Source organism: uncultured Dysgonomonas sp. (assembly GCF_900079725.1).
GTDB lineage: Bacteria > Bacteroidota > Bacteroidia > Bacteroidales > Dysgonomonadaceae > Dysgonomonas.
This window is the reverse complement of sequence record NZ_LT599032.1, coordinates 3,478,581-3,497,534: the sequence shown is the minus strand read 5'-3', so window position 1 is coordinate 3,497,534 and position 18,954 is coordinate 3,478,581. Positions and strand designations below refer to the sequence as shown.

General features: G+C 40.3%; 17 protein-coding genes and 1 pseudogene. 13 read left to right on the top strand and 5 right to left on the bottom strand.

Annotated features, from left to right (window positions below; translation table 11 throughout):
• Positions 1-11: 11 nt before the first annotated feature.
• A complete protein-coding gene (locus tag QZL88_RS14745) occupies positions 12-1,418 on the bottom strand; it encodes an MBOAT family O-acyltransferase (RefSeq protein WP_296942286.1) in 1,407 nt (468 codons plus the stop codon).
• 232 nt (positions 1,419-1,650) lie between these two features.
• Here QZL88_RS14745 and rpmB point away from each other — a divergent pair, with 232 nt between their 5' ends.
• The 7 genes from rpmB (at position 1,651) to QZL88_RS14710 (ending at position 6,242) form a co-directional block, all read left to right on the top strand.
• Entirely contained in the window at positions 1,651-1,890 is a 240-nt protein-coding gene (gene rpmB / locus QZL88_RS14740) for a 50S ribosomal protein L28 (RefSeq protein WP_006801314.1), read from the top strand.
• A 17-nt stretch (positions 1,891-1,907) separates the two neighbouring features.
• Entirely contained in the window at positions 1,908-2,096 is a 189-nt protein-coding gene (gene rpmG, locus QZL88_RS14735) for a 50S ribosomal protein L33 (protein ID WP_006801313.1), read from the top strand.
• Positions 2,097-2,109: 13 nt separating this feature from the next.
• Complete coding sequence (locus QZL88_RS14730; protein ID WP_006801312.1) at positions 2,110-2,271, top strand: DUF4295 domain-containing protein; 162 nt, start codon at positions 2,110-2,112, stop codon at positions 2,269-2,271.
• A gap of 155 nt (positions 2,272-2,426) precedes the next feature.
• Complete coding sequence (gene ftsY / locus QZL88_RS14725) at positions 2,427-3,380, top strand: signal recognition particle-docking protein FtsY (RefSeq protein WP_006801311.1); 954 nt, start codon at positions 2,427-2,429, stop codon at positions 3,378-3,380.
• A 3-nt stretch (positions 3,381-3,383) separates the two neighbouring features.
• Positions 3,384-4,679, top strand: a complete 1,296-nt coding sequence (gene rimO, locus QZL88_RS14720; RefSeq protein ID WP_296942281.1) for a 30S ribosomal protein S12 methylthiotransferase RimO — start codon at positions 3,384-3,386, stop codon at positions 4,677-4,679.
• Positions 4,680-4,696: 17 nt separating this feature from the next.
• A complete protein-coding gene (locus tag QZL88_RS14715; RefSeq protein ID WP_006801309.1) occupies positions 4,697-4,987 on the top strand; it encodes an HU family DNA-binding protein in 291 nt (96 codons plus the stop codon).
• On the top strand, positions 4,980-6,242 hold the full coding sequence (locus QZL88_RS14710) for an HU family DNA-binding protein (protein ID WP_296942277.1): 1,263 nt from the start codon (positions 4,980-4,982) through the stop codon (positions 6,240-6,242). The genes QZL88_RS14715 and QZL88_RS14710 overlap by 8 nt, the downstream gene beginning before the upstream one ends.
• Positions 6,243-6,247: 5 nt before the next feature.
• Here QZL88_RS14710 and QZL88_RS14705 read toward each other — a convergent pair whose 3' ends face one another.
• The 3 genes from QZL88_RS14705 to QZL88_RS14695 are packed head-to-tail and all read right to left on the bottom strand — an operon-like array spanning position 6,248 to position 9,511.
• Positions 6,248-7,054 (bottom strand): LicD family protein, encoded by an 807-nt coding sequence (locus tag QZL88_RS14705; RefSeq protein WP_296942274.1) that lies wholly within the window; start codon positions 7,052-7,054, stop codon positions 6,248-6,250.
• Positions 7,051-8,049: a glycosyltransferase gene (locus tag QZL88_RS14700; RefSeq protein ID WP_296942272.1), complete on the bottom strand. Its 999-nt coding sequence runs from the start codon at positions 8,047-8,049 to the stop codon at positions 7,051-7,053. The genes QZL88_RS14705 and QZL88_RS14700 overlap by 4 nt, the downstream gene beginning before the upstream one ends.
• Before the next feature lie 4 nt (positions 8,050-8,053).
• Positions 8,054-9,511, bottom strand: coding sequence for a lipopolysaccharide biosynthesis protein (locus tag QZL88_RS14695; protein ID WP_296942271.1), 1,458 nt, complete (start codon positions 9,509-9,511; stop codon positions 8,054-8,056).
• A gap of 476 nt (positions 9,512-9,987) precedes the next feature.
• Here QZL88_RS14695 and gap point away from each other — a divergent pair, with 476 nt between their 5' ends.
• Positions 9,988-10,992 (top strand): type I glyceraldehyde-3-phosphate dehydrogenase, encoded by a 1,005-nt coding sequence (gene gap / locus QZL88_RS14690; RefSeq protein ID WP_006801304.1) that lies wholly within the window; start codon positions 9,988-9,990, stop codon positions 10,990-10,992.
• 169 nt (positions 10,993-11,161) lie between these two features.
• Here gap and QZL88_RS14685 read toward each other — a convergent pair whose 3' ends face one another.
• The gene (locus QZL88_RS14685) at positions 11,162-13,300 is read right to left on the bottom strand and encodes a S9 family peptidase (RefSeq protein WP_296942268.1); all 2,139 of its coding nucleotides are present in this window, start codon (positions 13,298-13,300) and stop codon (positions 11,162-11,164) included.
• A 638-nt stretch (positions 13,301-13,938) separates the two neighbouring features.
• Between QZL88_RS14685 and QZL88_RS14680 the strand changes: the two genes are divergently transcribed.
• The 5 genes and pseudogenes from QZL88_RS14680 to nrfA all read left to right on the top strand — a co-directional run bounded on the left by QZL88_RS14680 (position 13,939) and on the right by nrfA (position 18,801).
• Complete coding sequence (locus QZL88_RS14680) at positions 13,939-15,090, top strand: porin (protein ID WP_296942266.1); 1,152 nt, start codon at positions 13,939-13,941, stop codon at positions 15,088-15,090.
• A 119-nt stretch (positions 15,091-15,209) separates the two neighbouring features.
• Positions 15,210-15,794, top strand: a complete 585-nt coding sequence (gene nrfH, locus QZL88_RS14675) for a cytochrome c nitrite reductase small subunit (protein ID WP_296942264.1) — start codon at positions 15,210-15,212, stop codon at positions 15,792-15,794.
• 111 nt (positions 15,795-15,905) lie between these two features.
• A pseudogene (locus tag QZL88_RS14670) lies at positions 15,906-16,679 on the top strand (ammonia-forming cytochrome c nitrite reductase subunit c552); the annotation flags it as partial.
• A 10-nt stretch (positions 16,680-16,689) separates the two neighbouring features.
• Positions 16,690-17,259 (top strand): cytochrome c nitrite reductase small subunit, encoded by a 570-nt coding sequence (gene nrfH / locus QZL88_RS14665; RefSeq protein WP_296945089.1) that lies wholly within the window; start codon positions 16,690-16,692, stop codon positions 17,257-17,259.
• Positions 17,260-17,370: 111 nt separating this feature from the next.
• On the top strand, positions 17,371-18,801 hold the full coding sequence (gene nrfA, locus QZL88_RS14660; RefSeq protein ID WP_296945087.1) for an ammonia-forming cytochrome c nitrite reductase: 1,431 nt from the start codon (positions 17,371-17,373) through the stop codon (positions 18,799-18,801).
• Positions 18,802-18,954 lie beyond the last annotated feature (153 nt).

The window sequence follows — 18,954 nt, the reverse complement described above, 5'->3', positions numbered from 1 at the left end:
GCTCTGCTCTTTTAGAATTGGAAATAAATAAAAGAAGATGTTGTTCCACTATTTGTGGTAATCAGAAACAGCATAATACCATAAAATATATATTCATATTTCTTTATCGGCTGCCATATACGTGAGCCTTTACACAGATATGCTATGTGATAAAGAACTACGGGCAGCGAATAGAGAGAAATAAATGTAATGAGATGTATGTCGTAAGGGCTGATATCGTTCGATATATTGTCCTTCATCGTAGTTAGGAAAACTACTGTCATTTTGTATGACAGCTTGAAAAACAACCAAAGGAAAGACACAACTATAAATACGACGACTCCCCGCATAAAGCGAACCGCTTTATTTCCTTCCGACTTTGTTTTATCTACAATAAAACGTTCCACTGCTAGCAAAGCCCCGTGAGTAAATCCCCACAACGCAAAAGCCCATGAGGCTCCATGCCAGAGTCCGCCGAGGGTCATTGTTATCATAAGGTTGATATATGTCCGGGCCTTACCTTTCCTGTTTCCACCCAGAGGAAAATAAAGATACTCCATAAGGAAGGTGGATAACGAGATATGCCAACGCTTCCAGAATTCTTTAAAAGAAGTGGCTATATAAGGAAAATTAAAGTTAATATTGAAGTTATAACAAAACAGTTTAGCCAGCCCGATAGCAATGAGTGAGTACCCCGCAAAATCAGCAAATATCTGACAGGAATATGCAAACACAAGATAAAGGAGTGTAACAGACGATAGAGCAGTAGGTATCCCCATCCAGTCGGTAAAGTCTTTCAGATTATCGGCGACTACCATCTTTAAGAAGTATCCCAAAATAAGCGCTTTGACAGCAGCTTCCCAGTCTATTCCACGCAGGAATTTTTGTTCCATTTGCGGAAAAAAGTCATGCGCCTTTAATATCGGCCCTGAGACAAGATGAGGAAAGAACGATATAAAGAATAAAGTATGTTGGGCATGCTTGGCCAGCGATTTGTTTACGATTTGTTTATTATCTACATACTTCTCTTTCCATACATCTATCAACAGGCTGATACCCTCGAATGTAAAAAAAGATATTCCGATGGGTAAAGGTATATGTAACAAGAAATTGCCTAAAGATGTGGACGGATCCAACAGCGTATAGGATATAAGCGGGCTGTACTTAAAAAAAGCAAGGATACAGAGGTTGATAATAACCCCACCCAGAGCGAGAGCTTTTCGTTTCTTCGGATTTCCGTAAACTACATAATAGCTGGTGATGATATTTATTCCGGCTGAAAGCAATAATAGCAGGACAAAAGCCGGCTGGTCATATGAATAGAAAATCAGACTGGCGGCTATAAGAATAAGTATCTGGTATCTGCCTAGTCTGGGTATATAATATAAGCCGAAAGTGATGGCTAATAATATAATGAATATAAAACTATTGAAAAGCATGTGTTGGTATTCTGTTATGACTAAGATAGTCAGATGCGTTTTGTAAATCTCCCCGCAAAATTAATTAAAAATAGTTTATAGTAATCACATTAAGAGGATTAGTTCAGCAGAAACTGGAAATAAAAAGAACTTTAACGATATAAATATTTGTAGGTTTGAAAAATATGACTAAATTTGCATCCCGATTTGGATAGGATATAATATAAAAATAAACATATAAAACACAATAGCGATGTCCAAGATTTGTCAAATTACAGGAAAAAAAGCTATGGTTGGCAATAATGTTTCTCACTCTAACAGAAAGACAAAGAGAAAATTTAATGTCAATCTTTTTAAAAAGAAATTCTACTGGGTAGAAGAAGATTGTTGGGTTAGCCTGAATGTTTCAGCTGCAGGCCTTCGTACAATCAATAAAATTGGATTGGACGCTGCAATCAAAAGAGCGGCCGCAGATGGTTATTTAAACGCTTAATTTAGGAGGAACAGGAAATGGCTAAGAAAGCAAAAGGAAACAGAATCCAGGTAATAATGGAGTGCACAGAGCACAAAGCCAGTGGTATGCCGGGCACATCCCGTTATATTACTACCAAGAACAGAAAAAATACTACAGAGAGATTGGAACTGAAAAAGTACAATCCTATATTGAAAAGAGTAACTGTACATAAAGAAATCAAGTAAAACAAGATAAACCATGGCAAAGAAAACAGTCGCAGGTTATCGTGACCCATCAGCAAAAGACGGTCGTAACTATGCTAAAGTAATCAAAATGGTAAAGTCTCCTAAAACAGGCGCTTACACATTTAAAGAAGAAATGGTTCCAAACGAATCAGTAAAAGATTATTTCGCAAAATAGTCTTGTTAAAAATATTTAAAACACCTCCTTCATTCTTATGCAGGGAGGTTTTTTATTATCCATTTCGTAGCTTTGCAGAAGGTAAAAATGCCGAACAGCCGCAAGGCTTAAGAGATTGATTTATTTTTATCTATATAATCAGAAGAATAAAATCTATGGGATTATTTGATTTCTTTTCGAAACAAAAGAAGGAAACGCTTGATAAAGGATTGGAAAAGACTAAAGAGTCAATGTTTTCCAAACTATCACGTGTTATTGCCGGAAAATCGAAAGTAGACGATGATGTACTCGATCAACTCGAAGAAGTGTTGATCATGTCCGATGTAGGGGTAAACACTACATTGAAGATTATCGAACGTATCGAAAAACGGGCAGCAAAGGATAAGTATGTAGACGACAAAGAGTTGAAAAATATACTACGGGAAGAAATCGCTGATTTATTGACTGAAAATAATGCAGTAGACAATGATGATTTCTCTGTTCCGGAAACAGCAAAACCATATGTAATCATGGTTGTTGGAGTTAACGGTGTTGGTAAAACAACTACTATCGGCAAGCTGGCAAATCAGTTCAAGAAAGCAGGCAAGTCCGTCTATCTTGGTGCAGCCGACACATTCCGGGCCGCAGCCGTTGAGCAACTGGTTATCTGGGGCGAGCGCGTAGGTGTTCCGGTCATAAAACAGGCAATGGGTTCCGATCCGGCTTCTGTGGCTTTTGATACATTAAGCTCTGCAAAATCGAACAATGCCGATGTTGTAATAATAGATACGGCAGGACGGCTCCATAACAAAATCGGTTTGATGAACGAGCTTTCGAAAATAAAAAAAGTAATGGATAAAATAGTTCCGGGAGCACCGCATGAAGTATTACTTGTACTCGACGGCTCTACCGGACAGAACGCGTTCGAACAAGCTACACAGTTTACTGCTGCTACCGACGTTACAGCTTTGGCTATCACAAAACTGGACGGTACTGCAAAAGGAGGTGTCGTAATTGGTATTTCCGATCAATTCAAGATACCGGTAAAATATATAGGTTTAGGAGAGGGTATTGACGATCTTCAGGTATTTCGCCGTCGCGAGTTTGTCAACAGTCTCTTTGGAGAATAAGAAATGAAGAAAAACAGAATAGATGTCATCACGCTTGGTTGTTCTAAAAATCTGGTAGACTCCGAGTTATTGATGAAACAATTGTTGGCAAACGGCTACACCGTAAAACATGATCCGGATAAGTCGGAAGGAGAAATCGTAGTTATAAATACATGCGGCTTTATAGGTGATGCAAAGGAAGAATCTATCAATATGATTCTTGAGTTTGCAGAGGCTAAAAAAGAGCGAAAACTGAATAAGTTGTTTGTAATGGGCTGCCTTACCGACAGGTATATGGAGGAATTAAAGACGGAAATACCCGAAGTAGACAGCTTTTACGGAAAATTTGGATGGAAAGCCCTCATCTCCGATCTGGGTAAATCATATCATAAGGAGTTGGCACTGGAACGCAACATAACCACTCCTTCACATTACGCTTATCTGAAAATTTCGGAAGGCTGTAACCGTGCCTGTTCTTATTGCTCTATCCCGATTATGACAGGAAAGCATCAGTCCAGGCAGATAGAAGAAGTAGAGGAAGAGGTCAGGCATCTGGTTGCTTCCGGTGTAAAAGAGTTTCAGGTTATCGCACAGGATCTGTCATATTACGGTTTGGACAATTACAAGCAGGCGAAGTTACCGGAATTGATTGATCGCATAGCAAAAATTGAAGGCGTGGAATGGATACGCTTACATTATGCATATCCGGCGAACTTCCCTTACGATCTGTTACGGGTGATGCGCGAGAACGATAATGTGTGTAAATATTTAGATATCGCGCTGCAACATATCAGCGACAATATGCTGAAAAAGATGCGCCGCAATATTACGAAAGAGCAGACATATGACCTGATAAGGCGTATCAGGGAAGAAGTCCCCGGCATTCATATCCGTACCACCCTTATGGTGGGACATCCCGGAGAATCGCATAAAGACTTTGAGGAACTGCTCCAATTTGTAAAGGATGTACGCTTCGATAGGATGGGTGCATTCCCTTATTCACATGAAGATGGGACATATGCCTATGCCCACTACAGGGATGAAATATCAGATGCAGTAAAACAGGAACGGATGGATGTCCTGATGGCTCTGCAAGAACGGATAGCTCTCGATATTAATGAGCAGAAGATAGGCAATACCCTTAAAGTGATTGTAGACAGGGAAGAATCAGACTATTATATCGGCCGTACTCAGTATGATTCACCCGAAGTAGACCCTGAAGTATTGATTAAGAAAAATAAAATGCTTAATATTGGGGACTTTTACAATGTCAGTATAACGGGTGCCCAGCCATTCGATCTATATGGAGAAGTGATTTAAATCTAAATACAAATGCTATGACAAACCAGGAATTAATAGCTGCATTGGCTAAACGGTTAGGGTGGACGCAACGACAGACTTCCGAAGTATTGGAAGCTACTGTTTCCATAATTAATAGCAATCTTGAAGATGGGAACTCCATCAACATTCAGGGATTCGGTCTTTTTGAAACGAAGAAAAAAGGGGAACGGATATCCGTTAACCCTGTATCAAAACAGCGTTTCCTTGTTCCTCCTAAAATCTCATTGGCATTTCGTCCCGGACAAACAATAAAAGATAACCTTAAAAATCTGGAAGTAAATGAATGAACGGCTTAGTCTACAGGATTTAATTGACCTTCTGGCAAAAAAACAGGGAATAGCGAAAAAGGAGGCAGAAACCTTTTTACGGGAACTCATTGCTGTTATCTCAGAGAGTATAGAAAGCAATGATCCGGTACGGATAAAGGACTTCGGTGTATTCAAACTGGTAAAGGTAAACGCACGCAAAAGTGTGGATGTAAATACAGGGGAAGCAATTGAGATTCCGGCTCATTACAAACTTAGCTTCACGCCTGACAAATCACTAAAAGAAGCTATCAATAAGCCTTTCGCTCATTTCGAGAGTGTTGTTCTCGAAGATGGGGTTTCTTTCGAAAATGTAGAAAACGAAACCGAAGAGGATATTACCGAAGAACAGGACGATAGTACTGAGACAAGCTCCATCGAAGAAGAAATTACAGAATACATCACTGTTTCTGAGAAATCGGAGGAAAAAGCTATCGAAGCAAATGAAATAGTAGAAGAAACTTCTGATCCAGAGATACAAACAGAAGCTGAAGCTGAGTCTGCCATAACAGAAGCTAAAGAAGAGGCTGAAATAGATACCGAAAAAGAAAACACCGTAACAAACGCTCCCGAAACAATTCAGGAAGAGATAGTTGAGACATTCAAGACACCTTCTGCCAGTACTGACATTGAATCTATGTTTTACAATCATAGAAAGAAGTCTAAGCGCAGACGCTTTATCTCTTTGGGCTTTGTAATACTACTTATTTTAGCTGCGTTTGCTATTGGTGGATACTATTTTCAAGAGTTGGCAGCATTTTTAACAGGACAGCCTGCTGTAGATAAGAGTAAAAAAGTGGTAATTGTTTTTGATAAAAAATCACCGGTCGATTCTCTTACCCAGAGGCAAGATTCATCTCAGATAAAGGATGTTGCTCAGGAAACCAAGAAAGAGCCTCAGCAGGAAACAAAATTACCGAAAACCGAGCCAAAGAATGAAGACGTAAAGGTTGCTGCCCAGCCGGTTAAAGATTCTGCCAAACCTCTGGCTACAGAAACTATACGAAGTGGCCATACCCTTCGTAACATAGCTTTGGAACACTACGGTCATAAATCTTTTTGGGTATATATCTATGAAGAAAATAAGGCTGTCATCAAAAATGCAAATAATATCGCACTCGGAACAAAATTGATTATACCTGCCCCAGCCAAATACGGCATTGATTCGAAGAATCCCGCATCAATAGAGAAGGCCAAACAGCGCGAAGCGAAGTTATTTAAAGAGATGGGTATCTGATAATATCAGATATATTCTACCTTTAAGAAATGTGTGGCACGCTTTTCCTTAGGGGGAACGGTCATATAATTTCCGTATTGTTTTCTCAAGTATGTATCTACTTCTTTCGGGGCGGAAAACTCCTTTCCTTCGAACGTGACTTTCCCCACAGGGAACATATACCGGGCATTATGATTGGTTGAGTTCCCTATACCATAGCTATGTAATATATTATCCGGTTTGGTAATAGTACAGATTCCTCTGGCAATCCATATAAGCATGACTCCTAGAGGATATAAGACTAACGAAGTGGCATATTCATAGAAGAACTGTAATGAGTGCAACGGCCTTCCTCTTTTCAATCGTCTGAATGCCCTGCCATAAAAGAAATCGACAATATCCTTCATCCATCTGTAGCTTCTCTCCTCAGAAAAAATATCAATAAAGATTCCCTTTTCCTTATATCTTGCCATATCCTCTTCTTCGGAATGTACAATAGAATACCTGTCCCTTACTTTGGAAAAAAGTAGTCTGTAGCTTTTCTCTTTTGGTGTTTGCAAATAGAGATTATCCGGCAGTTCCTTGGGCAAAATCCTTAGCAGCTTCAGATAATCAGAACGAAGCAATTCTATGTCAATATCATCATCCCACGGGATAAATCCTCCGTGACGGACAGCCCCCAGTAACGTTCCCCCACTAACCCAATATGGCAGATTATGTTTGTCGCAGACATCTGTTACTACAACAAGTATATCGAGCATCTTTAACTGTAATGTCCTTAATTCAGAACCTTCAGGATTGTATATTGCTTTTAAATCTTCGGTTTCGTTCATTTATTCTTTAAGAATAGTATCAGTTTCAATAATTTTATAAATACAGATGGTTTTAGTGAAGCAAATGGAGGTATCATTCTCATGTACTTCTTCTGGGATATACAAAGAACAATCCAACGAGCCCAAAGAAATGCGATGAGATCCTCCCCGTTGTATCTGCCCGTTTCTCCATTTTTCCGGATAAGTTTCGAAAACCAAGCGGAAACGTCATTGAACTGTGAAACGGACACCTCTTGCCGGTTTCCCATATTATATAGCCGGAAAGTTACTTTATGGCAATACAATTCGTGTTCGGTAGGGACGATATCCAATGCTCCCAATTCAGCAGAGATAATCTTATCTTTCAGCCTATCCTGTATCTCGTTATTCAGTACAGATACGTTGCTGTCATGCCAGCGATAAGCGAACAACTCGTCTTTCAGATTAGCGATCTTCCCCTGTTTTGCTATCCGGCACCAGAGTTCGTAGTCTTCCACATGCTTATATGCTTCATCATACCTGTTCTTCTCCAACACTTCGCGGCGAATCATTACAGTAGGATGAATAAACGGCGGAGAGAATAAAAGATTGATTTGCAAAAAATCATTATCCTGGAGATTTCTTATTTTTCCGGTTCTCTCACCCTTATTGTTGATAACGGAGGCGTTAGTCCCACACATCAGATAACCGGGATGAGTATCCAGAAAGTCAGCCTGTATTCTCAGTCGTTCGGTAAGAGAGATGTCATCCGCGTCCATACGGGCGATGTATTCACCTCCACATAGGCCGATCCCCTTATTGAGCGTCTTTATCAATCCCAGATTTACAGGGTTCTTTACATAATATATCCTATTGTCATTATAGCCGCATATAATCGCTTCACTATCGTCTGTAGAGCCGTCATTGACAAGTATCAGTTCCCAATCCTTAAAGCTCTGGGAGCGTATGCTGTCTATGGCCTGCGACAAGTACTGTCCGGCATTATAAACAGGCATCAAGATGGAAACTTTAGGCATATTATTATCGTTTAAAGGTTTTGTTATAAGAGAGTTTCACAAAATCGATTGTTTCCTGCATAATAACCGAACCAAAAACCTTCATTATGAGAAGGTAAAGACAGCTTCCCATGATCGCAGGAATAATAAGTAATAAAAATACATTTTCCAGTCTGCTTATATAAAGCATAACAAAAGGAGCGAATGAAACCACTGATATAATAACGTATGGTATGGTATCCTTCAGTATTTCCATAAATGAGTATGATATACGTTTCCCGGCTATATATATACCTGCAAAAAAAGCCAGTACATTTACAAGGCTTAATCCTGTTACCAGTCCTTGTATGCCAAATTGTACACCAATGGCAATAGCAACCAGTATAAGCACGTTTTTACACGCTTCAATCTTTAGCAGCAATTTCGATTCCCCTTTGAATTGGAGCAGTGATGAAATAAGTCCGAAGTGCGGTAAGAAAGCCCCTCCGATAGCCAATACTTGCAATATAGGAATTACATCCGTCCATTCGGGAGGCAGATAGATAGAAACTATCGGGCTCGCCGTTACTATGAGCAGCATAGCCACAGGAAAAGAGATAAAGGATGTTATACGCATAACTTTCCGGTACGCCTTCTTGCTTCTTTCGTCATCTTCTCCTATCTTCGACAACAGTGGATAAGCTACACTCCGCATCCCGTCGCTGATAACCGACTGCGGTATATTTGTCAGCTTTAGCCCCTGACTGTATGAGGCCACCTGGGGTATAGAGAACTTTTTACCGATAATCAGGGGTGATATATTGTTACATATTTGTCCGAACAGTCCGGATATCAGAAGATTTATGCTATAAGACGACATTTTTTTTATATGCAGGAAGACAAATTTCCCACTTGGCCTCCATTTTACAAAAATCCATAACAATGAGCTTCTGATAAAACTTTGTAAAACCTGCTGAGCTGCCATACTCCATATTCCGTATCCGTTGTACGCCATCAATATTGCTATCAATCCCGATACACACCATGCAACAAGCGTAATCCGTGTATTGAGTTTGAAATTCATTTCTCTCACCAGATTTACATTCTGTATAATTGCAAATGCATTGAAGACAAAGGCCAGGAATACAAAACGCGCCAAATCTGTCAATACAGGTTTTTCATAAAACCAGCTGATAACAGGCGCACAAAAGAATAGAATAGTGTACAGGCTAAGGCTGATTACTATATTGAAATAAAAAACAGAGGTATATTCTTCTGGATGCACTTCCTTTTTGCGGATCAGTGCCGATGAATAACCACTTTCCTGCAACATGCCCGAAATAATGGTAAAGATCGCCAGCAAATTTACCGTCCCGATATCTTCTTTAGATATCAGACGAACGAGAATATAAAAGAAAACCAGCGTAATAATCTGCTGTCCGCCTTTATCAATAAAGCTCCAGAACAAAGCTACACCTGTTTTCCTTTTAAGAGAATCTGCCATTTACACGTAATACAATTATTGGGCACAAAGTTAATAACTATTTCAATTTATGGTCAATAGTTTGCAGCTAACAATCACCGGAGATTGTATTTATTTATCCAAAAAATAAACTGCAAACAAACTTCTGCATATATTTTTCTTCATTCAGTCCATATTTGCTTTCCGATATCAACTTTTCATAGAACGAGATACTAAGAGTTTCTTATATAGATAAAGATTATGCATTTTTATGATCTTTTTAACTAAAAACATCAAATAGTAAAGTAGACATTACAAAACAGACAAAAACGTGATTATCACTTAGAATAACAAATAATTTGTCATTAAAAATGACTAACAAATTTCTTTCTTGCCAAATAATTTGTTATTTTTGTACAGCTTTTCAAAAAGGATGTTTTATAACATAAATATTTTATTCCTACTAAAGCGTTTAAATAGGATATACTCGATTATTTAACTATAAAATTAAAAACAAAATGATTAAAGTAGGTATTAACGGTTTTGGACGTATTGGTCGTCTGGTATTCCGTGCTGCACAAGGCAGAAGTGACATTCAAGTTGTTGGTATCAATGACCTTATCGATGTTGAATATATGGCATATATGCTAAAATACGATACTGTTCATGGAAAATTCAATGGTACAGTTGAAGTAAAAGACGGCAAATTGGTAGTAAACGGAAACGCTATCCGTGTAACTGCTGAAAAAAATCCTGCTGACTTGAAATGGAATGAAATCGGCGCTGAATATATCGTAGAGTCTACAGGTCTTTTCCTTGAAAAACCTAAAGCTCAAGGTCACATCGACGCTGGTGCTAAATATGTAGTTATGTCTGGTCCTTCTAAAGACGATACTCGTATGTTCGTTTGCGGAGTAAACCACGATAAATATGAAAAAGGTGAGCAATTCGTTTCTAACGCTTCTTGTACTACAAACTGTCTTGCTCCTATCGCTAAAGTATTGAATGACAAATTCGGTATCGTTGAGGCTTTGATGACTACAGTTCACGCTACTACTGCTACTCAAAAAACAGTAGATGGACCTTCAGCTAAAGACTGGAGAGGCGGACGTGCTGCTGCTGGTAACATCATCCCTTCTTCTACAGGTGCTGCTAAAGCTGTAGGTAAAGTTATCCCTGAGCTTAACGGAAAACTTACAGGTATGTCAATGCGTGTTCCTACTCTTGACGTTTCTGTTGTTGACTTAACTGCTCGTCTAGCTAAAGAAACTAGCTACGAAGATATCTGTAAAGCTATGAAAGAAGCTTCTGAAGGCGAATTGAAAGGTGTTCTTGGATATACTGAAGATGCTGTTGTTTCTTCTGATTTCATCGGAGACGCACGTACTTCTATCTTCGACGCAAAAGCTGGTATCCAATTGAGCCCAACATTCGTTAAAGTTGTTAGCTGGTATGACAACGAATGGGGATTCTCAACTAAAATGCTTGAGCTTATCGCTCACATGGCTAAAGTTAACGCATAATATACGATAGCTTAATATATAAGAAAGAGCAGCCGGAAGGTTGCTCTTTTTTTGTTATATATAGAATTTCAAGAGCATCAAAATGTGCCGGAAGAATACTGATAGTATATTTTCGTACTGTCTTTAAACAGAAAGCCCTGCCATATAGCAGGGCTTATCTTTTATAATCCTACTTGTCTATTCCCTCCAATGTGAATAAGAAAGCATAATCTAAAGCAATATCTTTCAAGTAGTCGAACCGGCCACTGGCCCCGCCGTGCCCGAATTCCATATTCGTTTTCAGCAACAGCACATTATTGTCGGTCTTCATATCCCTTAGCTTAGCCACCCATTTGGCCGGCTCGAAATATTGCACCTGGCTATCGTGCAAACCTGTGGTGACAAGTATATTCGGATAGTCTTTCTTTTCTACATTTTCGTAAGGGCTGTAACTTTTCATATAGAAATATGCATCTTTATCTTTAGGATTTCCCCATTCGTCAAACTCATTCGTTGTCAAAGGAATACTTTCATCCAACATAGTATTCACCACGTCCACAAAAGGCACATCGGCAATCACTCCATTCCAAAGGCCCGGATTCATATTTATAACCGCACCTATAAGAAGCCCTCCGGCACTACCTCCCTGAGCATATAAATGCTCCTTGCCGGTATAATTTTCTTTCACTAGGAATTCGCCACAGTCGATAAAATCAGTGAATGTATTTATCTTTTTCATCAGCTTACCGTCTTCGTACCACTGGCGCCCCATTTCCTGACCTCCGCGAATATGAGCTATCGCATATATGAATCCTCTGTCTAAAAGACTCAGGCGATTGCTGCTGAAAGAAGCATCCATACTGGCACCATAACTTCCATAGCCATAAAGCAACAATGGAGTTTTATTATCTTTCTTTGTCGTCTTCTTGTACACAAGCGAGATAGGTACTCTTGTTCCATCTTTGGCCGTAGCATACAATCTTTCGGTCTGATAATCTTCTTTGTTGTATCCTCCCACTACTTCGCGTTCTTTCATAAGCGTTTTCTCATGAGTATCCATATTGTAATCGAATGTAGAGCTCGGCGTAGTCATAGATGTATACCCATAACGGACGATATTACTTTCGTATTCCGGATTCGAAGCCGTATAAGCCATATAAGTAGGCTCTCCGAAATCAATATAATGTTCTTTCCCGTCTTTCAGGCTGCGTACACAAAGCTTTACAAGTCCTTCTTTCCGTTCCTCGAGCACGATAAAATCTTTAAATTCATCAATGCTTTCCAGCAATACGTCTGCACGGTGAGGAATATATTCTTTCCAGTTATCCACACCCGTTTTATCCAGTGAGCATTCCATTACGCGGAAATTCTTCGCATCCTTATTGGTAAGGATAAGGAACCTGTCGGCCAAAGGAATTATATCATACAATACATCTTTCATCCTTGGCTGGAATGATTTGAAGGCAGAAGCCGGCTTGTCGGCTTCGATGAAGAATGTCTCTGACGATAAGGTTGCCTGTGACTGGATAAAGATATACTTACGGTTCTTGGTCTTACCTACTCCTATATAATTGCTTTTATCCTTTTCTTCATATACAGTCACATCCGAAGATGCATTCGAGCCTAAAGTGTGGCGTTTGATTTTTTCCGACAATAAGGTGACCGGATTTTTCGATGTATAAAATACAGTCTTATTATCCGCCGCCCATGTAGCCCCTCCGCTTGTATTCGGAATCGTTTCTTTATAAACCTCACCTGTCTCCAGATTTTTGAAGTAGATAGTGTATTGTCTCCGGCTCACCTCATCCACACCATAGGCCATCAGTTTATTGTCATCGCTGACAGAAACTCCGCCGACAGCATAATAAGAATGTCCTTCTGCCATTTTATCCACATCGAGCAGTATTTCTTCCGAGGCTTCAAGACTCCCTTTTTTACGGCAATATTTATAATATTGCTTTCCCTCTTCGGTTCGCGTATAATAATAGTAACCGTTTTTGAAGGTCGGCACACTTTCATCCGTTTCTTTTATCCGGCCTTTCATCTCATTAAACAATGCTTCCTGAAAACCGGCTGTACCACCCATTACAGTATCCAGATAGGCATTCTCCGCCTTCAGGTAATCTACTACCAATGTACTGTCCGGCCCTTTACCAAAAAAGTCATACATCCAGTAATATTCATCATTCACGGTATCCCCGTGTATAATACGGAGATGCTCTTTCTTTTCGGCTATCGGGGCTTTTGCCTCTTTGAAGGCGTTTTTATTGGTTGTTGTACACGACATAAAAATGAATAGAATCAGAGTGGAAAACAATACTTTTTTCATACTCTTCGTTTTTTTATTGTTAACATTTATAAACTCCCCTAAAATTACGTTGTTCTTTTTTCTTATCAAAATATGTTTTAGGCAACATCTATTACAAAGAAGAAAAAAATAACAGAAAGCAATTAATAATTAAGAATGAATAATTAATAATTGGCTTGTTATGTTGAGCAGAGCGAAGCATCTTCTTTATTAAAAGGTAACAAAAGTAACACATATTTCAGCTTTTAGCTGATAGCTGTTAGCCAATAGCTTATGTACAAAACCTGACAAACCTGACACTTTTTACACAATTTTTATTGTCACTTTTTCTTCTAAAAACTCCGCGGACTCCTTTTATTCCGTGGTTAAAAATTTCTCGCAAAGACTCTAAGACGCAAAAAGGTAACAGTTCCCCAAAAAGTAACAAAGGTTACACTTTTTCAACTTATTACTTAAAACTTACTACTTATTTCAATATTTCAAAGAGCTATCAGCTAACAGCTTACTACATAGATAAACTTTCTCAACAAACATACTATTCTTACAGCTACAAAAACTGCTCTTTAAGAAACATTCATTTTCAAGGTGTAATATTTATTACACATTTTTTGCAGAATATTCGCATATTTTGTATAATGAAATATCTAATACTTGTAAAAATGAAGAAATTTTTTGTTTTTATAATCTTTTGCTTATCATTCAGCACTTTCTATGCACAGGAATCTGACGAGTTACTGAAGAAACTGGTTGAAAAAAATGTACTTACCCAGTCTGAAGCCAATGAAATTAAAAAAGAAACGGCAAATAAAGAACAAAAAGCAACCCTTCCTCAGAAAGTAGAAAAAGTAAGGCAAGCTTTCAATACTCCTTATATGCAGTTTGGAGGAAACGGACAATTCATGTACAGATATTCCGATGTAGACAAAATACACAACGACTTCAAAGCTAAAAATCTGTTTATATCGGTAAGTGGAAAACTAAACGATTCGTTCCGCTACGGTTTTCTTTTAGAGATGGTAAATCCATCCGTTCAGGAATTCTGGGGAGAATGGACGGCAGCCAAAGAGTTCAATTTCAAAGTAGGACAATTCAAGAGCCCGTTCACACTGGAAAGTCAGTATGTACCGGCCACATTGGAAACAGCGGCCTATTCCCGCACCATATCCAATCTGGTAGGATATGCCGGAGAGGACGATGTATTGAAAAAACAAAACAATAAAAACAATTTCGGCCGCGATGCCGGAGCAATGATTTCAGGAGAACTTTTCCCTATGGAAAAGCATAACCTGTTGCAATACTCCGCCGGTGTATTTCAGGGAACAGGTGTTACCACGGGCGAAACGAACAATGCCAAAGACTTTGCCGGAATGCTATTGCTCCAACCCGTACAAGGGCTGAGGGTCGGAGGGGGAGTCTACTTTGGACAGGCCTCGTATGCCAGAGCCGGAGAAACGGTGACATCCGACCACGTACGCGACAGATGGTATGTGAGCGCGGATTATAAATCGGAACGTTTCAATGCCCGTGCCGAGTGGATAAATGGCAACGATGGTGGAATAGAAAAGGAAGGAGTTTATGCCATGGGGCTGTATTACCTTGTTCCAAAAAAACTGAACACCTTACTAAAAGCCGATTACTATAACAGGAATAAAGATATTAATAGTGAGGTAATTGATTATACTGTCGGAATAAATTATTATTTTTATCCTCAGTGCCGGGTACAACTCAACTATACTTATTCGGACTATTCGAACAAATGGGATGCGCAAAATTCAAATGTAGTGATAGCACAACTGCAAATTGCGTTTTAAGGAAAATTTAAATACTAAGTAAAAGAAAGGATTTAATGATACAATATAAAATCATAAATCACTGTCGTTCTTTTACACAACAAGTAACAAATAGGTCTGTGACCTTAAATTAGTATACCATGATAAAAAAATTCCTGAGCCATATACCTAACCAGTTTATAGTACCTCTGTTTGTCGTAGGAGGTATTATAGTCGGATTGGGAGGATACTCAGTCTATATGTCGAGGGCTCACTCCTACCTTTCGGACGATCCCGCAGCATGTATCAACTGCCACATTATGACTCCATACTACCAGTCATGGAACCATAGTTCGCACGCGCAATGGGCTACTTGCAACGACTGCCACGTACCGCAGGACAACATAATCAGTAAATATGCATTTAAAGCAAAAGACGGGCTTTACCATGCCGCCGTATTTACCATAAATGGAGAACCACAGGTAATCCGTCCACGGGACGAGAGCTATGGGGTGATAATGGACAACTGCATCCGTTGCCACACGCAACTCAATACCGAATTTGTAAATACAGGTATGATTAGTTACTGCGATGTACAGGAAGGCAAAGGCAAAGCTTGCTGGGACTGCCACACACAAGTGCCCCATTCCAAGATAAGCAATTTGTCCTCTTCGCCTAACGCGATTGTTCCCCTACCCGCCTCACCCGTACCGGAGTGGCTGAAGAAGAGAATGAATAAAAACTGAATCTAAACCTATAAAAATAAACAACTAAAAACTCTATAAATTATGTTCAAGAAATTAGCAGAAGCAATCAAACGGAAACCGATTATCGGATGGGGCATATTTGCCGTTGTCATGGTAGGAGTGTTTGCATTAGGCATCCTGGCTGCCTCCATAACAGAACGCCGTGCCGAAATAGCTACACTGTACAACAATAAAAAAATAGAGATAACCGGGATAAACCCTCACAATGAAGAATGGGGCATAAACTACCCGAGAGAGTATAATACGTGGAAAAAGACTGCCGATATGGATTTCAAAAGCAAGCATCTGGGCAATATGCCCGAAGATGTACTGGAATCGCGTCCCGAAATGGTAGTCCTATGGGCCGGATACGCTTTTTCGCGTGACTATTCCGCACCGCGCGGACATATGCATGCCGTCGAGGACGTACGCAATACGCTTCGTACAGGATGTCCCGAAAACGGAGAGGGCGATATGCAGCCGGGTACTTGCTGGACATGCAAAAGCCCCGATGTACCACGCCTGATGCACGAAAAAGGTATTGAGAACTATTATAAAGCCAAATGGAGTAATTGGGGTGCGGAGGTAGTAAACCCTATCGGCTGTGCAGACTGTCACGACCCTGTTACGATGAATCTGACAATTACCCGTCCGGCATTAATAGAAGCATTTCAACGTCAGGGAAAAGATATCACTCAGGCCACACCTCAGGAAATGCGGTCGCTGGTTTGCGCGCAATGCCATGTTGAATATTATTTTACAAAAGATAATAAATATCTGACATTCCCTTGGGATGGAGGCATGACTGTGGAAGCGATGGAGAAATATTACGACGAAGCAGAATTTACAGACTGGACACATGCCTTAAGTAAAACCCCTATGTTGNAAAAAATTCCTGAGCCATATACCTAACCAGTTTATAGTACCTCTGTTTGTCGTAGGAGGTATTATAGTCGGATTGGGAGGATACTCAGTCTATATGTCGAGGGCTCACTCCTACCTTTCGGACGATCCCGCAGCATGTATCAACTGCCACATTATGACTCCATACTACCAGTCATGGAACCATAGTTCGCACGCGCAATGGGCTACTTGCAACGACTGCCACGTACCGCAGGACAACATAATCAGTAAATATGCATTTAAAGCAAAAGACGGGCTTTACCATGCCGCCGTATTTACCATAAATGGAGAACCACAGGTAATCCGTCCACGGGACGAGAGCTATGGGGTGATAATGGACAACTGCATCCGTTGCCACACGCAACTCAATACCGAATTTGTAAATACAGGTATGATTAGTTACTGCGATGTACAGGAAGGCAAAGGCAAAGCTTGCTGGGACTGCCACACACAAGTGCCCCATTCCAAGATAAGCAATTTGTCCTCTTCGCCTAACGCGATTGTTCCCCTACCCGCCTCACCCGTACCGGAGTGGCTGAAGAAGAGAATGAATAAAAACTGAATCTAAACCTATAAAAATAAACAACTAAAAACTCTATAAATTATGTTCAAGAAATTAGCAGAAGCAATCAAACGGAAACCGATTATCGGATGGGGCATATTTGCCGTTGTCATGGTAGGAGTGTTTGCATTAGGCATCCTGGCTGCCTCCATAACAGAACGCCGTGCCGAAATAGCTACACTGTACAACAATAAAAAAATAGAGATAACCGGGATAAACCCTCACAATGAAGAATGGGGCATAAACTACCCGAGAGAGTATAATACGTGGAAAAAGACTGCCGATATGGATTTCAAAAGCAAGCATCTGGGCAATATGCCCGAAGATGTACTGGAATCGCGTCCCGAAATGGTAGTCCTATGGGCCGGATACGCTTTTTCGCGTGACTATTCCGCACCGCGCGGACATATGCATGCCGTCGAGGACGTACGCAATACGCTTCGTACAGGATGTCCCGAAAACGGAGAGGGCGATATGCAGCCGGGTACTTGCTGGACATGCAAAAGCCCCGATGTACCACGCCTGATGCACGAAAAAGGTATTGAGAACTATTATAAAGCCAAATGGAGTAATTGGGGTGCGGAGGTAGTAAACCCTATCGGCTGTGCAGACTGTCACGACCCTGTTACGATGAATCTGACAATTACCCGTCCGGCATTAATAGAAGCATTTCAACGTCAGGGAAAAGATATCACTCAGGCCACACCTCAGGAAATGCGGTCGCTGGTTTGCGCGCAATGCCATGTTGAATATTATTTTACAAAAGATAATAAATATCTGACATTCCCTTGGGATGGAGGCATGACTGTGGAAGCGATGGAGAAATATTACGACGAAGCAGAATTTACAGACTGGACACATGCCTTAAGTAAAACCCCTATGTTGAAAGCCCAACACCCGGATTATGAAATATTCCTGCTGGGACCTCATGCACAACGTGGCCTGTCATGTGCCGATTGCCATATGCCATACATGTCGGAAGGCGGTATAAAATACTCGAATCATCAGGTGATGAGCCCGTTGAAGAATGTAGCGAATACCTGCCAGACCTGTCACAGAGACAGTGAAGAGAACCTGAAAAACTATGTTTACCAATATCAGGATAAAGCATTGGAAATCCGCGACCGTATAGAACAGGAACTGTCGAAAGCCCATATCATGGCTAAAACAGCATGGGACAAAGGGGCAGACGACAAAGAAATGGCAGCTTCGCTCAAACTGCTTCGTCAGGCACAATGGCGCTGGGACTTCGCGGTAGCTTCTCACGGAGCGTCCTTCCATGCTCCGGTGGAAACTCAGCGTATACTGGCTCACAGCCTCGACAAAACAATGCTTGCCCAGCTTGAATTACAGAAAGTACTGTTCAGCCATGGAGTAACCGATATGCAGATGCCGGATATATCGACTAAAGATAAGGCGCAGGGATATATCGGCCTGGATATGAAGACGCTGAAAGATAAAAAAGACAACTGGATAAAAACAGTAGTTCCTCAATGGCTCGAAAAAGCTAAAAAAGAAGGAAAATTAACAGCAAATATTTAAACGGTAAATTTAAAAAGAGAAAGTGTTTGCCTCAAAAGTAATTTTATAATCCTTTTGTCATGTTGAACGGAGTGAAACATCTCTTTACCGCATAGTCGAAATTCTTCATTTCATTCAGAAACAACGTTCGACAGAGCGAAGCGGAGCCAATGA

Coding starts and splice junctions, on each gene's coding strand:
- QZL88_RS14745 (WP_296942286.1), bottom strand. CDS start 1,418: ATGCTTTTCAATAGTTTTATATTCATTATATTATTAGCCATCACTTTC.
- rpmB (WP_006801314.1), top strand. CDS start 1,651: ATGTCCAAGATTTGTCAAATTACAGGAAAAAAAGCTATGGTTGGCAAT.
- rpmG (WP_006801313.1), top strand. CDS start 1,908: ATGGCTAAGAAAGCAAAAGGAAACAGAATCCAGGTAATAATGGAGTGC.
- QZL88_RS14730 (WP_006801312.1), top strand. CDS start 2,110: ATGGCAAAGAAAACAGTCGCAGGTTATCGTGACCCATCAGCAAAAGAC.
- ftsY (WP_006801311.1), top strand. CDS start 2,427: ATGGGATTATTTGATTTCTTTTCGAAACAAAAGAAGGAAACGCTTGAT.
- rimO (WP_296942281.1), top strand. CDS start 3,384: ATGAAGAAAAACAGAATAGATGTCATCACGCTTGGTTGTTCTAAAAAT.
- QZL88_RS14715 (WP_006801309.1), top strand. CDS start 4,697: ATGACAAACCAGGAATTAATAGCTGCATTGGCTAAACGGTTAGGGTGG.
- QZL88_RS14710 (WP_296942277.1), top strand. CDS start 4,980: ATGAATGAACGGCTTAGTCTACAGGATTTAATTGACCTTCTGGCAAAA.
- QZL88_RS14705 (WP_296942274.1), bottom strand. CDS start 7,054: ATGAACGAAACCGAAGATTTAAAAGCAATATACAATCCTGAAGGTTCT.
- QZL88_RS14700 (WP_296942272.1), bottom strand. CDS start 8,049: ATGCCTAAAGTTTCCATCTTGATGCCTGTTTATAATGCCGGACAGTAC.
- QZL88_RS14695 (WP_296942271.1), bottom strand. CDS start 9,511: ATGGCAGATTCTCTTAAAAGGAAAACAGGTGTAGCTTTGTTCTGGAGC.
- gap (WP_006801304.1), top strand. CDS start 9,988: ATGATTAAAGTAGGTATTAACGGTTTTGGACGTATTGGTCGTCTGGTA.
- QZL88_RS14685 (WP_296942268.1), bottom strand. CDS start 13,300: ATGAAAAAAGTATTGTTTTCCACTCTGATTCTATTCATTTTTATGTCG.
- QZL88_RS14680 (WP_296942266.1), top strand. CDS start 13,939: ATGAAGAAATTTTTTGTTTTTATAATCTTTTGCTTATCATTCAGCACT.
- nrfH (WP_296942264.1), top strand. CDS start 15,210: ATGATAAAAAAATTCCTGAGCCATATACCTAACCAGTTTATAGTACCT.
- nrfA (WP_296945087.1), top strand. CDS start 17,371: ATGGTAGGAGTGTTTGCATTAGGCATCCTGGCTGCCTCCATAACAGAA.